A 15,779-nucleotide genomic window follows, 5' to 3' on the forward strand; every position below is an offset into this window, starting at 1 on the left:
CCGATGACTCTCTCAACAGAGGGGACTGCTCGGCCCGCTGTTGAAGCAAGAGCAAAAACATAGCATCTCCAGCACAAGTCCTGCGCTGGAGAATATTCATTTTGTGCGGATCAATCCGGCAACCAGCCGTTGGCCCAGTACTGCAGATTCTCGCCGCGCAGCATGAAGTCACGCAGCACGGCTTCGCGCAGCTCGTCACCCATGCGATAGCTGGCATTGGGGTCGGACAGGTGCATGCGGATCGCCTGCAACCACTCATCCGAACTGTTGGTGTGGATGCGCGTGGCTGGCAAGTGACCGCGATAGGCCTCGGTATCCGAACAGATTACCGGGTAGCCGCAAGCCCCGTACTCCAGCAGACGCAGGTTACTCTTGCAGTCGTTGAAGATATGGAACTCCAGCGGTGCCAGAGCCAGGTCCAGATTCAGGCTCGCCAGTTTGGCCGGGTACGTGCTCAGGTTTACAGCCGAATGGAATTCATGGATGTAAGGCCTTAGCAAATCAGGACACATGCCGAAGAAAACCCATTCCACTTCATCGGCCAGCTCGCGTATCACATCGACGATCAGCTCCAGATCACCCCGGTGGCTGGTTCCGCCGCCCCAACCGACCCGCGGCTTGCCGGAGCTGCGACGCAAACTCCTGAGGTTGCTCCACAGATGGGGTGCCAGCATGTTGGGCACCACGCGAATATCGCTGTGCATGCTGGACAAGGCCTGAGCCAGTGGATGAGTCGACACCACGACCCGGTCACAGAGCCCGATCCCCTTGCGCAACATGGCCGCAATATTGTCCGGCATATTACGTCGATGCTCGTTCTTCTCCGGAACATCGGCGATGTAGTCATCCAGCTCGAAAATACGCATCGCACTGGAGTAATTCTTCGCCAGGACAATATCCGGCACCTTGGCCTCGGTATAACGCCCCTGAAAGACGATGACATCCGGGGACTGACGCTCGATTTCGATGATCGAAGGCGACTCGTAGGTCATTCTCCCGAGTACCCGCCCGGCAGCCACCAGTTCGAGCATAGGCTGGCTGACCCGATAATGCCCCACGGCCGACGAATTGACGGCCATGCCCAGAATCGAGGGCAGATGGCGAGTGCAGAACGGGTTCCAGCCAGCCAGCAACCCGGTTTCCAGATTGAAGGAGGAGACCTCGCCCAGGCACAGGTTCGGGTTATAGGCCGGATCCCTGGCCATTTTCGGCAGCCATTTCAGGTAAAAGGACTTCTGCTCGTTATCAAGCTTCTCGCGAGAAGACTCCGAACGCTGAGCAGCGGCGGGCTCGGCCAGGACTACAGAGGAACATGGTGTTCCGACAATCAGATAACCTTCGCCACCAACGCGCATACACAGGTCAAGATCATGCAGCCCCAATGAGAATGAGGCCGCATCCATCCCGCCAACACTGTCAAATACCTCTTTGCGCACCATCAGACAGTTGCCGCTGACAGCACTCCAGTTTTGCGTCAGTTGCAGCCGATGCATGTAACCACTCGCCCCTGCGGGCAAGTTGATGAACGGCCTGCCTGCCAGCCCTTCCAACCCCAGCACCATACCGGCGTACAGGATATTGCCCTGCGGGTTGAGGATCCGCGAGCCGACAATACCGACCTCCGGACGCTGGGCATGATTAAGCAACTCGTCAAGCCACTCGGCCTGATGAATCAGCGCGTGAGGGCTGAGAGTAACCAGATACTGGCCGCGGGCATGGGAAGCCGCAAAGTTCTGCGTGGCCGCTTCATTACCAGCATCGGGCGAAACGAAAATCCGCAGTTTCTCGCTACCCAGTTCACCCATGGCAGCAAACCAGGCCCGGGCCTCGTCGCTCTCGCTGGCCTTGTCGACAATCAATACTTCGTAATTCGGATACCGGGTCTTGCTAAGCAAGCTGTCGAGGCAGCGTTCCAGATCGGCCAATTGATCACGGGTGCTGATGATGATCGAGACCAGAGGACTGGACGCATGCAGATACTCGATACGGTTGAGCAGCGGCAACTGGTCATGATGGATGACATGCTCCAGGCCGATACGCTGCAGATGAGTCGACACCAGAGGCTCGCTACGCTCGATCACTTCAGGCAGTGAGAGCCATTGAGCAAACGACAGGCTGGACTCAACCTGTATTTCAGCAATGTGTTCGATGGTTTGCGGGCCAGCACTTTCCACCAGACGCCAGATCACATCATGGGGCGCCAGCTCGCCATGGGCCGAGTCAAAACCGCCCATTGTCAGCAGGTGTCGACGCTCGAACGCCAGCGTACGGCCCACATAAGGGTAACCTCGCATCAGATCGAGGTTGAAGTCCGGCTTGAACACCGGCTCCTGCGACTCGTCATCAACGATTGCGCCTTCATCACTGTAGACACACAACAGACCTGAAATCTGGGCGACACGCTCGGCCAGAACCAGCAGTGCAGGCTGGGTCAGACGGTCACCGGCACGCAGCAGGTACACCCAGTCGGCGTGCTCCAGCAGCGGCAGCACATCGTTCAGTTGCTGCGACCAATCGGCCTGTAGCGGGAAACGCAATACCTGCTGATCCTCAAGGCTGGCCGCATTGGTCAAGACCACAACGGACTCAGCCGGGTAATCCTGATCGGCAATGCTCTTGAGGGTCATTTCCAGCGCGTCGGGGTCATTCTGCGCATCGATCACCACAGGCACAATGCGTGGATTCCATGCCCAGCGCGCGATACGCTGCTCCAGTAGCTTTTTCTGAGGCTCAGTGAAGAGACGGCATGACAACCACTCGGCATAGAGCTCGGCGTAACTTTGACTGCCACTGCCGACCCGGCTGCGCATGATGCCTTGCCGGCTGGCCATGACGCCGTTCATGTCAACCTCATCCCACTCCCTTGGAGACTCCAGAGCCTTGTGCAAGGCCATGAAGCGCACCCAACCCTTGGCCGGTGCCTGCTCGCCGCTACGCGCCTTGAGCATCTCGTTCAGCCAACCCCATTCCGTGGTTGCAATGTGGTACATGTCCGGCTGACTGCTGAGGCGAGCTGGATGCAAGCGTTCAAGACATTCAAGACTGTTCAGCGCAATCAGGTTGCCGCGTCGCAAAAGGCAGTTGAACAACGCGAAGTCGAGCAGTGCAACAAAACCCTGCCCCGGCTGCGCCAATGATGGCAAATACTCCAGAACATCGGCTCTGCGCATCAGAGCGCTACTGAAACAACCCAGAGTATTGCGTGAAGTACGCTCGAAAATCGCCAGCATGTCCTCACCCTTGAACAGGGCATCGTAGGGAACAAGACCAACGTTCTCCATACGGGTCGGCAGCACATAATCATCGACATCGACCAGATGTCGCTTGCCGACCACCAACTGGACATCAGGGCACATATCCAGTGCCTGAGCCTGGCGTGCGATGCAGTACGTGTACAGACGATCGTCATCACACAGGAACTTGATGTACTCGCCCTTCGATTCTTCAAGACACTTGAGCAAATTGCCTTGAAAGCCCAGGCGATAAGGATTGCCTACGTAGCGTGCAATGCCATCCGATGAGGTCACCAGCTCGTCGAAGATCTCTTTGATTTCACCAGTCTGACAGTCATCGCAAACTATGATCTCAAGATTGTCGTAGCTCTGAACCAGAGCACTTTGCAGCGCTTCGCGGAAGAACCGTGGATTGAGGGCGGGAATGACAATGCTGACGAGAGGAGTTTGATTCACAGTACGAACTCATGAGCGGCGGGAAACCAGCCAGTCGAATGGCTTCCCTCACCGCTGAAAAAAGACGGCGGATGCTCAATGCCAGGAATCAGATCTGGCTGAACAGGTTCAACTTGGACAGTTGGACAAAAACTGCCTGGGATGCGTCCAGCATAGTCTTCTGCAACGTCAGCCGGGTGGTTGCCTCAACCATGTCCGAGTTGACGAACGTACCCTGCTCAACCTCGTTATTGCCCTTGAGCAAGTCGTTGGTCACGCCTTGCGCAGTGGCAGCGACCTGACGCGCACCGCCAGCCGAGCGCGCAGTGGAAGCCTGCTCCATGCTGCTGACTATGTTGCCCAATGCCGAAGACAGAGCAGAATCAAGCTTTTGCGAAGCAACCAGATCGCCGTCGGTAGGTGTGGTCAACGCCTTGATCGCTGCCGACAAGGTGTTCAGCACGTTTTCGGTCTGATGCGTGGAAGATTGCACCACGAACTGGTCACCGTTGGCCGGCGTGCCGCTGATGGTGAAGTTGACGCCCGCCGCATTGGCAGTTGTTCCGGTCAGCGTGCCTGTGGACACCGGCGTACTGCTACTGGTGACGGGCGAGGCATACAGTTCGTAATTCGTGGCACTGGTGAACTTGAGAATCGCACCCGTGGTAGGGAATGTATTGTTGAACGCGGTCAGGTCCGCAGCGCTGGCCCCCACGACCGAACTGCTGATGTTCGCAGTCGAAGGGTTGCCCGGGCTACGGGAGGTGGTCACGCTGTCCGGCGTAGAAGCCAACTGATAGGTACGGTTGGTCAGGACCGCATCCGCAGCCGCAGTCGTGGCCCTTTCCGCCGCCGTCAGGTTGACGTTCATGGTCAGCTCTACGCCACGGAAAGTGAATGACTGATCATTGAAGCTGCCGTGGGTAAAATTACCCGCCGTCGAAGCATCGGCGGTCACATCATTGCCCGAACCATCCGTGATCTTGAACTGGGTGCTGCTCAGGAAGGTCAGCGTGTAAGGCTCGCCTGCCTGATAGTTGTTGTTATAGGCGTTGCTGGACTTCACCAGACCACCGGTCAACGAGACCTTGCCATCTTCCACAGCAGGGGAAGTCAATGTCGCCGAAGTACGGGAGGTGTTGACGGCCTGCTCGAACGCCTCGAAACCGGTGGTATTGCTTGCCAGGACCAGGCCATCACCCACCGCGAGGTTCACGTGGGTCTGGTCACCGTTGTAGCTGTAGGTGCCGTCGGCATTCTGCGAGTACGGAGGAATCGACGACTTTGAACCCGAGAACATGTACTGCCCGTTGGAGTCCTGGCTGTTCATCAGGCCCAGAATCTGGCTTTGCAACTGCTTGAGTTCATCTGCCGTGGAGATACGGTCCTTGTCGGTATACGAACCGTTACCGGCCTTGACGATCAGTTCCTGAGCAGTCTGCATGGCATCAATGATGCTGCTCAGCGCAGTTTCAGAGTTGGTGGTGTTGGTATTGATCGTGCCGATGTTCGACGAGTACTGGGTCAGCATGGAGTTCTGCTGTGCCAGTTGCAGCACACGCGACGCGCCCACCGGGTTATCACTGGCGGTATTGAGCTTGATCCCGCTGGAGACCTCTTCGCCAGTCTTGATCATGTTCGAATAGTTGCGCTGATAGTTTGAAGTCGTGGCTTCGTAGAACTGGGAAGTTGAAATACGCATGGTTCACGACTCCTTAAAGGCTGTTGATCAGCGTGCTGAAAATGGTTTGTGCCGCCTTGATGATCTGCGAAGAGGCGGTGTAGTACTGCTGATACTTGATCAGGTTGGCCGCTTCTTCATCCAGGGACACGCCCGATACCGAATCACGCGCTGACTTGGCCTGAGCCAGAACGGCATCGGTGGCCGTCACATCACTCTTGCCCTGACTGGCGCGAGTACCGATCTTGGCGACCAGATCCCCGTAGGCGCCCGACAGGCTGGTGCCGACACTGCCACCGGTCACGTCAACACTCTTGGCGGTCTGCAAGGCCACACCGGCCAGGGCGTTACGGTTGTCGGAAGAACCGGCACCTGTAAGATCGATGCTGAAGGTATCGTTGAGCATTGGAGAACCCGAGAGCGTCATCTCGATCTCGAATGCGGTCTGGGTGCTTGGCGTAGTACGGGTATCGGTGTAGCCCACGCTGAGCTTGATATTATTGCTCTGCCCCTGAACGATGGAACCGCCCACGGCATTGCCATTCTGGTCGAGCACAGCTGCACCGGTGGAATCCACCAGCGTATAGCTCTGCACGCCTGTGCTGCTGACCGAGCCCATCACCAGTTTCATCGGGGTGGAGTTTTGCAGCGCATTGCGCAGATCACTGGTCTGGGTCGAATCGTAGATGTCGGCCTTGGTATTGAGGACCGGCTGGGTAAAGCCACCAGTACCGGAGTTGCTGACACCCGCCTTGGCGGTCAGTGGCGCAGCAGCGGCAATGTCCTTGGCATCGGTCAGGGCAACAGCGATCCCCGAAGCACCGTTACGTGTTGGCGATACCTTGAAAGAATCACCTGCGGCCAACGTATTGCCGTTGAGGCTTACAGTGAAGCCCTCGAACTGGGTCGGCGGGTTATCCGTCAACGAACCGGTGCCGACGCTTTCGCCATTGGGCAGGCGGCGTACGGTGAAGTTGTTCGCATCGCTGAAGGTGACTTCGTAATCGTCGGCCGTCAGTTTGCTGGTGTCCTTGATCGTGACATCCAGATTGCCCGAACCAGCACTGTTACCCACCTTGCCGGTGCTGCGCTGTGTGATCAGATCAGCGCTGTTGATATTGGTGAACAGGCCCGAGCCGAAATTGCCCTTGCTGTCGATACCCTGACTCATCTGGCTGTTCATCTGATCAGCCAGCACCAGCGCCACCCGACCCAACTCGTTGGATGCAGGCGTCAATACTTCGGAGCGATAACGCAACAGACCACCGATGGCGCCACCTGTCACTACCGAGGTAACGTCGGTGCTGGTCTGGCCTATCTTGATCTGCAGGTTGTACTGCAAAGGGTCGGTCTTGCTTGGACCAGCCGAAAGGGTCGCCGCTGTAGAACCACTCACCAGGGACTGCCCGGTACCAGTCATGACATCATAGTTGCCATTACTGCTTTCAAGCACCTTGACACCGATCAGCTCGTTGAGTTTGCGCACGGTTTCGTTGCGCGTATCAAGCAATGTGTTGGGTGTGGTATTTCCGGCAGAAGCTGCAGTGATCTGCTTGTTCAGGCTGGCAATCGTACTCGTCAGTTCGTTGACCTGAGCGGTCAATGTAGTCAGCTGTGCATTGACGTTCTCGTTCTGCGACGACAACTGTGAAGCAATCGAATTGAAACGGGCGCTCAACGCGCTTGCCTGGGTCAGGAAAGTCGAACGCTCTGCCGACTGGGTCGCATTGGAGGCAACGGATTGCAGGTCGGTAAAGAACTTCGACATCTGCGCCGCAACACCCGTGGTGCTGTCCGACAGCAAGGTATCGGTCTTGCTCGCCTGACCAGAGTAAGCCACTGCATCGGCACTGAGCGCCGTGCTGGTTTGCAATTGGGCGTCGAGATAGCCGTTGTAGATACGACGCACATCGGACAACGTGGTACCGGTACCGATGTAGCCGATACCCAGGCCAATGTTGATCTGCGCCGAAGCCGTGGTCATTACCTGCTGACGCGAATACCCGGCAGTGTCCACGTTGGCCGTGTTGTTACCGATGGTATTGATCGCGGCACTGCTGGCGGTAATACCCGAGAGCCCAATTGAAATCAGCGACATGATTCAAACCTTATAAAGTCGTGGAAGAGCCCGTTGCGGCGGCGTAGTTCTGGTAACTCTTCATCTGTTTCGCAATCTGCGAAATCTTGCTTGCGTAGGCCGGGTCCGTGGCGTAACCGGCCTTCTGCAATTCTTTTACATACTGTTCAGAGTTATCGGCGGAGTTGATGACTTCTTTATAACGATTGTTGTTCTGCAGCAGACTGACCAGGTCATGGAAGCTGTCAGCGTAGGAATCGTAGGAACGGAAGTCCGCCGTTTCCTTGACCATCTTGCCGTCACGGAACTCGCTGGTAATCGCACGAGCCTGCGCGCCCTGCCAACTGCCGGTTGCCTTGATGCCAAACAGGTTGTGGCTGCTACTGCCATCCTGTTGACGCATGATGGATTTACCCCAGCCGGTTTCCAGCGCAGCCTGCGCCACCAGCATGACGGGATCGACCCCGATACGCGCTGCCGCCTCCTTGGCCAGAGGCAACATGGTCGCCACAAACTGGTCGGAGTTGCTGAAGGCGCGCTTGGCAGGAGCCAATGGCGGCTGAGCCATGGTACGAACATATTGTGGCTCGGCAAGATTGGGGTCCAGCGTCCAGTCACCATTGCTGCCAGTCGCCGTCGCGCGCTGCGCAGACAATGGGCTATTGGTGTTGGCCGTTGCCGTCGAAGGCACAATCCCCAGCAACAATCGGTCAGTAAGCTTGCTGGGCAATGCCAGACGACGCGAATTGAGCAGCGCCATGTCATTGCGCCCCTCGACAGAGCCTGTAGCGCCCACCTTGTCTGCTGCCGCCGAGCGCGTCGCCCACAACGGACGCTGATAGACACTGGTGGCCAATCCCGTCTTGGCGGCATCCGCAGCGGCAGCCGGGCTTTCAGTCGTCGCAGCCGCGTGATTGACACCCTTGTCCTTGGACAACTGACGCATCAGCACATCCTGCAAGCCGATACCATTGGCGCGGGTCGACAAGGTCACTGCCAACTGCTGGTCATACATGTCCTGATACTGCCGTGTTGCCGCAGTATTCAGCGGATTGTCCTTGGCCAGGACTTCGTTGGCCGAACGCATGGCCTTGAGCATCTGGCTGACGAACAGCGACTCGAACTCCCGGGCAACCTTCTTCAGGTTTTCCGGGCTGTCCTTGTCGCCATTCTTCAAAGCGGCCAGACGATTGACGTCGGTATAGGCACCCGAATCGACCGTCGTGGAAATTCCGCTCTTGGGCATATCCATGCTCGATTCCTCAGATCACGATCAGGTCGGCTTGCAACGCGCCAGCCTGCTTCAATGCTTCAAGAATGGCCATCAAGTCGCCAGGAGCAGCGCCCACCTGGTTCACCGCACGGACGATCTCATCCAGCGTGGTGCCCGGGCCGAACTTGAACATCGGGTGCATTTCCTGCTGGGCGTTGAGCCTTGAACGCGGCACGACAGCCGTCTGCCCGTTGGAAAGCGCGCCGGGCTGACTGACGATCGGATCTTCAGTGATGGTCACGGTCAGGCTGCCGTGAGTCACGGCGGCTGGCGATACCTTGACGTTCTGACCGATCACGATAGTGCCGGTACGCGAGTTGATGATGACCTTGGCGGCGGTCTGGCCCGGATCGATTTCCAGGTTTTCCAGAATCGACAGGTAATCCACACGCTGCCCCGGATCCAGAGGCGCGGTCACACGAACCGAACCACCGTCCAGAGCCTGGGCGACGCCTGGGCCAAGCATGTCGTTGATCTTGTCCACAATGCGCTTGGCAGTGGTGAAGTCGGAGCGATTGAGGTTCAGCGTCAGGCTGTTGCCCTGATTGAAACCGCTCGGCACTGCACGCTCAACCGATGCACCACCCGGAATACGACCAGACGAAGGAACGTTGACAGTAATCTTCGAGCCGTCGCGACCTTCAGCATCGAAACCACCGACCACCAGGTTGCCCTGGGCAATGGCGTAGACGTTGCCATCGACACCTTTGAGCGGAGTCATCAACAGGCTGCCGCCGCGCAGGCTTTTGGAGTTACCGATGGACGACACACTGATATCCACCACCTGACCTGGCTTGGCGAATGGCGGCAGGTCCGCATAGACCGCTACTGCAGCAACGTTTTTCAACTGCACGGTGCCGGAACCGCTCGGCACCTTGATACCGAACTGCGACAACATGTTGTTGAAGGTTTGCAGAGTAAACGGCGTCTGAGTGGTCTGGTCACCCGTACCATTGAGGCCCACGACCAGACCATAACCGATCAATTGGTTGGCCCGGACGCCCGAGATACTGGCGATGTCCTTCAGGCGTTCGGCCTGAACACCGAAGGCGGTGGACAGCAGCAGGGTTGCCGCAATCAGTTGCTTGAACTTGATCATGTCTATCCCGCTATCAGAAAGGGAACAACGGGCTGAGGAAGAACCGGTCGAACCAGCCTGGCTGGTTGGAGTCGGCAAATGCACCAGTACCTGAATACGTAATACGCGCATCAGCCACTCGCGTGGATGACACAGTGTTATCGGTGGCAATGTCGTCGGCACGAATCAAACCGGCAATACGGACCAGCTCGTCACCGGTATTGAGGGTCAGCCATTTTTCGCCACGCACTGCCAGAATTCCGTTAGGCATCACATCAGCTACCGTCACCGTCACCGAACCGGTCAGGCTGTTGCTCTGGGCGGCCTGCCCCTGACCTGCGGTAGAACGTGCGCCCGTGTAGCCGGCATTGAGACTCAGGTCGTTACTGCCGATCGGGTTATTGGTCGTCAACCCGGAACCGAACAACGAAGTCAGACCCAGGTTGGCAGTGCTGTCCTTGGTAATGGCAGAACTGGCAGCCTTGCTGGAAGCCATACGCTCGGAAAGCGTGATGGTGATGATGTCACCCACCCGGAAGGCCTTGCGGTCGCCGTACAGGTTCTGCTCGAAACCGGCCTGATAGATCGCGCCATTGTTGGCAGCGGCAGACATGGGCGTGCGCGGCAACACCGGCGCGTAATAAGGGTCATTAGGCTTGGCAGAAGGCGCCACACAGCCTGACAGCAAAGCGATCCCGCACAAAGGGGCGATCAATACTGAAAAACGCAGAACACTAAGGCGTTTCATGACACTTGAAACCTCGCGGTGTAGCAGGCGCCGATCGGGCGCCCTGTCGATTTGAGCAGATACATCAGGGTCTTACAGATTCTGAGTCAGGTTCTGCAACATCTGGTCGGCAGTGGAGATCACTTTGGAGTTCATCTCGTAGGCGCGCTGAGTGGTGATCATGTTGACCAGCTCTTCAACCGTGCTCACGTTGGAGTTTTCGAGAGTGTTCTGCAGGGTCGTACCCAGACCGTTCAAGCCAGGAGTACCCACTTGAGGCGCGCCGCTGGAACCGGTTTCCAGGTACAGGTTGCCGCCAATGGCCTGCAGACCGGCCGGGTTGATGAACTCGGCAGTCTGAATATTGCCGATGACCTGCGGCGTTGCAGTAGCACCCGCCACAGTGATCGAAACAGTACCGTCCTGACCGACCGTGAAGGTCTGGGCGTTTTGTGGAACGACAATCGCAGGCTCCAGGGCATAGCCATTGGCAGTCACGATCTGGCCGTTGGCATCCAGGTGGAAAGTACCGTCGCGGCTGTAGGCGATGGTGCCGTCAGGCTGCGAGATCTGGAAGAAACCGCGACCATTGATTGCCAGGTCCAGAGGGTTTTCCGTGGTTTGCAGGCTGCCTGCGGTGAAGTTCTTTTGCGTGCCGACAATGCGCACACCGGTACCCAGTTGCAGACCGGACGGCAGTTCGCTGTCCTGGGTCGACTGAGCACCTGGCTGACGCTTGATCTGATAGAGCAAATCCTGGAATTCGGCACGATCACTCTTGAAACCTGTGGTCGAAACGTTCGCCAGGTTGTTGGAGATTGTGGTCAGGTTGGTGTCCTGAGCAGCGAGGCCGGTTTTCGCAACATATAGTGCAGGAAGCATTCGTTTTCTCCTCAAGCGCCGGATTGTCGACGCAAGCTGTCAATGGTTAGCCAAGTTGCAAGACGCGAGCCATCGCCTGATCATCTTCTTCAGCTGTTTTCATCATTTTGACGTGCAATTCAAACTGCCGGGCCAAGGCCAGTACCGAGGTCATTTCCTCCACGGCATTGACGTTGCTCGCCTGCAGAAAGCCGGACTCGACACGCACATTGGCGTCGACCGGCGCAGCCTGGCCACTCTTGGTGTGGATCAAACCGTCAGGGCCTTTTTCCATGGTGCTCAGGTCAGGGTTGACCAGCTTGATACGGTCAACTTCCGCCATGACCTGCGGGCTTTCACCCATCGAGCGAATACTGATCGTGCCGTCGGCACCGATTTCGATCTGCTGCTCAGGCGGCACGGCAATCGGCCCGCCGTTGCCCATGACCGGCAAACCACTGCCGTTGCGCAGCACACCCAGAGCATCGATATTCATGCCGGCACTGCGGGTATAGGCCTCACCACCATCGGCAGTCTGAACCGCAATCCAGCCATCACCCTTGACGGCGACATCCAGCTCACGACCGGTCTGGACCAGCGCGCCACCGGAAAAGTCAGTACCCGGACGTTCGCCCATCGCATAGGCACGCGAAGGCATGACCTCGCCAAATACCGGCATCGAACGGGCCTGTTGCAGGTCGCGCATGAAGCCATTGGTCGATACGTTAGCCAGGTTGTTGGCATGAACCTTTTGCGACTGAGCGTTTTCAGACGCCCCGCTCATTGCGACATAAAGCAACTTGTCCACAGTCTTCCTCCTCCGACAGACGCTTGCCGCCTGTAGCTGTTCTGCATGGGAGAAAGCAATTTTTGAACCAACTTTTCAGAATGGATACAAACGCCTGATTCTCTTGTAAAAACCGGAGCATGCCGGACAACCTTCGGCACCGCGCCACACAAGAGCGGCGGTAGATTGCCGCCACCCAGCCAACCCGCCTGACACACCGCCAAAAAAACTTCGCTCACCCTGACCGATACGCCTGACGAGGGTGATAATCTTGCCGGGAACCCACATAACGGGAATCGTCATGCACTTTCGAGCGCGTCTTCTCGCCAGCATTGCAGCCCTGCTGATGACCAGCCCCCTCCTCGCCCAGGCCGCTCCTGCGCCTTATTACAGATGGCAGGGCGACAGCAGGATCGTCTGCGCCCAGACCAGCCCGGGACCGGGATGGAAACGACTGAACGGCTCGTTTATCAAGTCCGACTGCTCGGTCTGAACAGCACCCCGAAAAGCGCTCCCTGCATCGGATTTCACAACCGCCACAAACAAGAAAGCCCCTCGCAAGGGGCTTTCTTCAACACTTCATCAAACCTGATTATCAGGTCATCTGAATAGTGGTCTGCATGATGGTGCTTTCAGTCGAAATGGTTTTCGCATTCGCCTGATAGTTGCTTTGCGCCTTGATCAGGTTGACCAGCTCCAGTGTCAGATCGACGTTGGAGTCTTCCAGCGCCTGGCCCGTGATGTAACCCAGAGTGCCTGACTGCGGAACACCGGTCACAGGCAAACCAGAGGCGAAGGTTTCACGCCAGTTAGTACCACCCGCCGGAGAGAGCCCCTGCACGTTGGCGAATGTCGTCAGAGAAACCTGACCAATCACCTTCGACTGACCATTTGTGTAGGACGCAAACAGGTTGCCACTGGCATCCACGCTCATATCCTTGATCTGTCCGGCTGCATAACCATTCTGGGTCTGAGTGATAGGACCCGAAACAGAAGCCGTCTGGGTAGCCTGAGTCATGTCCAGCCTGATACCCGAAGTGACGCCAACAGCACCGTTGGCAACCCAGGTCGCCGAGGTACCCGTACCGGTTTGCATGGCAGGGACCCAATTGTTGACCTGGAAAGTACCATCGGCATTGACTGCAACGTTGGTACTGGCCGACGGAACAGACGGGGTTGCCGCCGTATTGATGACCATGTTGCCGGACGTGTCGAAAGTCAGGTCGTTACGGTCAGCTGTGGTACTGGCCGGGTTGCTGATACTGCGACCATCGATCAGCGAATACATGGCCCAGGTGTTGGTACCTGTTTTAGCCAGGTAAGTTTCCAGAGAGTGCTCGTTACCCTGAGAATCGAAGACCTTGGTGCTATAGGTAAAGTTATAGCTATTGGTATTCGTCGCATCGAAAGGCGTGATAGTCGGAACTGTAGAGGTCGAATTAAGGTTGGCGACGTTGGTGATAATGCTGGTCGGACTCGCCGCCTGATTTGAACTGTCAACCCTCAGGTTGCCCGAGACACCAACAGCAACATTGCCGTTCGCATCAACGTTGTAACCCTGAAGATTCATACCCGCACTATTGACGACGAAGCCATCCTTGTCGGTACGGAATGCACCGGCACGGGTATAGAGCGTCTCGCCGCTGTTGCTGAGCATGAAGAAGCCATTACCGTTGATTGCCAGGTCCAGACTGTTACCCGTCCCAGTGGTAAGACCGCCTTGGGCAAACTGCTGAGAAACGGCAGCCGTGGTCACGCCACTACCAATACTGGTGCCGCCGGAAGTGCCACGAATCGACTGAGCATACTGATCAGCAAACTCGATACGCGATTGTTTGAAGCCTGTTGTCGCCACGTTGGCAATGTTGTTGCCGGTAACGTCGAGACTTTTGTTTGCCGCATAGAGCCCACTAAGGCCGATATTGAATGACATGTACCACTCCTACGCCGTCTAGTCGGCTCTATATTCCGATTGATTGCACTTTGGACAAAGCGATCGAACTGCCGCCAGCCAGGTTTAGAGTCATTTCCCCGCCACTCACAGCCGTGGTCACACTGTTGACCGTTGCTGGAAGATAAGTCGAGAGACCATTGTTTGTGCCGTTGATAGTGCCATTTGCAATAAAACTGTAGGTACCGGACGGCATGGCGGTGCCCTCACTATTGAGGCCATCCCAGGTGAAACTTGCATTGCCTGCACTTCTGGAACCCAAATCGATGGTATCGACCAGATTATTGCTGGCGTCGTAGACCTTGACCGTCGTCGCTGACGTTGAAGCAGGCACTACAACAGAACCAGTCAAACCTTTACTGGTATCCACCTGAGCGGTACCGGTTTCGACAATCACCGAACGACCCACCAGCGAAGAAGCCTGCAATGCCTGCGAGGACTTGTAGCTGGTCGCAATCGAGTCAACGGTCGACGTCAGGTTCTGCATGCTTTCCAGACTACTGAACTGCGCCAACTGCGCAACGAATTGCGTGTTGTCCTGCGGATCCAGCGGGTTCTGGTTCTTCATCTGCGTGACGAGCAACTGCAGGAACGCATCCTTGCCCAGCGCTTCGCCCGAACTGCTCGCACTGGCTTTGGGGTTCTGCAGCGAACTTATAAAATTCGTCGAGACATCGTTTTCAACGGCCATAACTTTCGCCCTTTATCACTGACCGAGGGTCAGAACCTTCTGCATCATGGATTTTGCGGTGTTCATGATTTCGGCGTTCGTCTGGAACGAACGGCTGGCGGAAATCATGTCGGCCATTTCTTCCACGACATTGACGTTGGGGTAATAGACATACCCGTTCTTGTCGGCAGAAGGGTGATTAGGCTCGAAGCGCGCCTCAAGGTTGGAACTGTCTTCAATGATGCCGCTGACCTGAACGCCCTGACCGGCATCGCCCTGATCCTGAAACAGCGAGCCACCGTTGGACTGCTGACCCTGCAACACGGTCGCAAATACCGGGTGACGGGCACGGTAAGTCTGATCCATGCTCGATGAAACAGTCTCGGCGTTGGCGATGTTACTGGCCGTGGTGTTCAGACGTGTGGTCTGGGCACTCATGGCGCTGCCGGCAATGTTGAACACATTGGCTAGTGACATGAATTATTCTCCGCGCAGGGCTGAAACCAGCCCTTTGAACTTGCTGTTAAGCAGGGTGAAACTGGCCTGGAAACCCATGGCGTTATCGGTGTAGCTGGCCTGCTCGACCTGCGAATCAACGGTGTTCTGGTCCAGCGAAGGCTGAGACGGAGTGCGGTACATCAACGTACCGTCGCCACTGCTCATGCCCTCGGCTTCGATATGACGGCTATTGGTCATGTTCAGCGCAAAACGACCGTTCTGAGCCTTCTCGCTTTCGGCGGCCAGCACCGAGGAGAAATCCAGATCACGGGCCTTGAAGTTCGGGGTATCGGCGTTGGAAATGTTGTTGGCCAACACCTCTGCACGCTGAGCCCGGAAGTTAAGGGCCTTTTCGTGTATGCCTAATGCTTTATCGAAGCTGATGCTCATTTCGGGAAACCTTTGCCGGTTGACCTGATTCTCGTATCACTGAGAAAGCAATCAGCGTGCCAAATCCACAAAACCAGTGTTTACGGGGGTTGTAGCGACGGCCAGAGCGGCAATGCCA

13 protein-coding genes are annotated in these 15,779 nt (G+C 56.7%); 1 reads left to right on the plus strand and 12 read right to left on the minus strand.

Annotation, left to right across the window (positions count from 1 at the left end; translation table 11 throughout):
• Window positions 1-110: 110 nt before the first annotated feature.
• The 8 genes from Q6A51_RS06240 to Q6A51_RS06275 all read right to left on the minus strand — a co-directional run bounded on the left by Q6A51_RS06240 (window position 111) and on the right by Q6A51_RS06275 (window position 12,173).
• Window positions 111-3,689: a glycosyltransferase gene (locus Q6A51_RS06240; protein WP_304574359.1), complete on the minus strand. Its 3,579-nt coding sequence runs from the start codon at window positions 3,687-3,689 to the stop codon at window positions 111-113.
• 88 nt (window positions 3,690-3,777) lie between these two features.
• Window positions 3,778-5,370 (minus strand): flagellar hook-associated protein 3, encoded by a 1,593-nt coding sequence (locus Q6A51_RS06245; RefSeq protein WP_304574360.1) that lies wholly within the window; start codon window positions 5,368-5,370, stop codon window positions 3,778-3,780.
• A 13-nt stretch (window positions 5,371-5,383) separates the two neighbouring features.
• Window positions 5,384-7,447 (minus strand): flagellar hook-associated protein FlgK, encoded by a 2,064-nt coding sequence (flgK, locus tag Q6A51_RS06250; protein ID WP_304574361.1) that lies wholly within the window; start codon window positions 7,445-7,447, stop codon window positions 5,384-5,386.
• Window positions 7,448-7,457: 10 nt separating this feature from the next.
• Window positions 7,458-8,678: a flagellar assembly peptidoglycan hydrolase FlgJ gene (gene flgJ, locus Q6A51_RS06255; protein WP_201018424.1), complete on the minus strand. Its 1,221-nt coding sequence runs from the start codon at window positions 8,676-8,678 to the stop codon at window positions 7,458-7,460.
• Window positions 8,679-8,688: 10 nt separating this feature from the next.
• Window positions 8,689-9,798 (minus strand): flagellar basal body P-ring protein FlgI, encoded by a 1,110-nt coding sequence (locus tag Q6A51_RS06260; RefSeq protein WP_025260912.1) that lies wholly within the window; start codon window positions 9,796-9,798, stop codon window positions 8,689-8,691.
• Between the two features lie 13 nt (window positions 9,799-9,811).
• The gene (flgH, locus tag Q6A51_RS06265) at window positions 9,812-10,525 is read right to left on the minus strand and encodes a flagellar basal body L-ring protein FlgH (RefSeq protein ID WP_201018423.1); all 714 of its coding nucleotides are present in this window, start codon (window positions 10,523-10,525) and stop codon (window positions 9,812-9,814) included.
• A gap of 72 nt (window positions 10,526-10,597) precedes the next feature.
• On the minus strand, window positions 10,598-11,386 hold the full coding sequence (gene flgG / locus Q6A51_RS06270) for a flagellar basal-body rod protein FlgG (RefSeq protein ID WP_201018422.1): 789 nt from the start codon (window positions 11,384-11,386) through the stop codon (window positions 10,598-10,600).
• A gap of 46 nt (window positions 11,387-11,432) precedes the next feature.
• Window positions 11,433-12,173 carry a flagellar basal body rod protein FlgF gene (locus tag Q6A51_RS06275; RefSeq protein WP_201018421.1) on the minus strand — a complete coding sequence of 247 codons (741 nt, stop codon included), beginning with the start codon at window positions 12,171-12,173 and terminating at the stop codon, window positions 11,433-11,435.
• A 280-nt stretch (window positions 12,174-12,453) separates the two neighbouring features.
• Between Q6A51_RS06275 and Q6A51_RS06280 the strand changes: the two genes are divergently transcribed.
• The gene (locus Q6A51_RS06280) at window positions 12,454-12,645 is read left to right on the plus strand and encodes a hypothetical protein (RefSeq protein ID WP_201018420.1); all 192 of its coding nucleotides are present in this window, start codon (window positions 12,454-12,456) and stop codon (window positions 12,643-12,645) included.
• A 102-nt stretch (window positions 12,646-12,747) separates the two neighbouring features.
• Here Q6A51_RS06280 and flgE read toward each other — a convergent pair whose 3' ends face one another.
• Genes flgE through flgB form a run of 4 tightly spaced genes read right to left on the minus strand, consistent with a single transcriptional unit; the run spans window position 12,748 to window position 15,661 of the window.
• Entirely contained in the window at window positions 12,748-14,085 is a 1,338-nt protein-coding gene (gene flgE / locus Q6A51_RS06285) for a flagellar hook protein FlgE (RefSeq protein WP_201018419.1), read from the minus strand.
• A 28-nt stretch (window positions 14,086-14,113) separates the two neighbouring features.
• Entirely contained in the window at window positions 14,114-14,794 is a 681-nt protein-coding gene (locus Q6A51_RS06290; protein ID WP_201018418.1) for a flagellar hook assembly protein FlgD, read from the minus strand.
• A 15-nt stretch (window positions 14,795-14,809) separates the two neighbouring features.
• Window positions 14,810-15,250 carry a flagellar basal body rod protein FlgC gene (gene flgC / locus Q6A51_RS06295; protein WP_201004738.1) on the minus strand — a complete coding sequence of 147 codons (441 nt, stop codon included), beginning with the start codon at window positions 15,248-15,250 and terminating at the stop codon, window positions 14,810-14,812.
• Between the two features lie 3 nt (window positions 15,251-15,253).
• Complete coding sequence (gene flgB, locus Q6A51_RS06300) at window positions 15,254-15,661, minus strand: flagellar basal body rod protein FlgB (RefSeq protein WP_201004739.1); 408 nt, start codon at window positions 15,659-15,661, stop codon at window positions 15,254-15,256.
• Window positions 15,662-15,779 lie beyond the last annotated feature (118 nt).

The organism is Pseudomonas serbiensis (assembly GCF_030580745.1).
Classification (GTDB): domain Bacteria; phylum Pseudomonadota; class Gammaproteobacteria; order Pseudomonadales; family Pseudomonadaceae; genus Aquipseudomonas; species Aquipseudomonas serbiensis.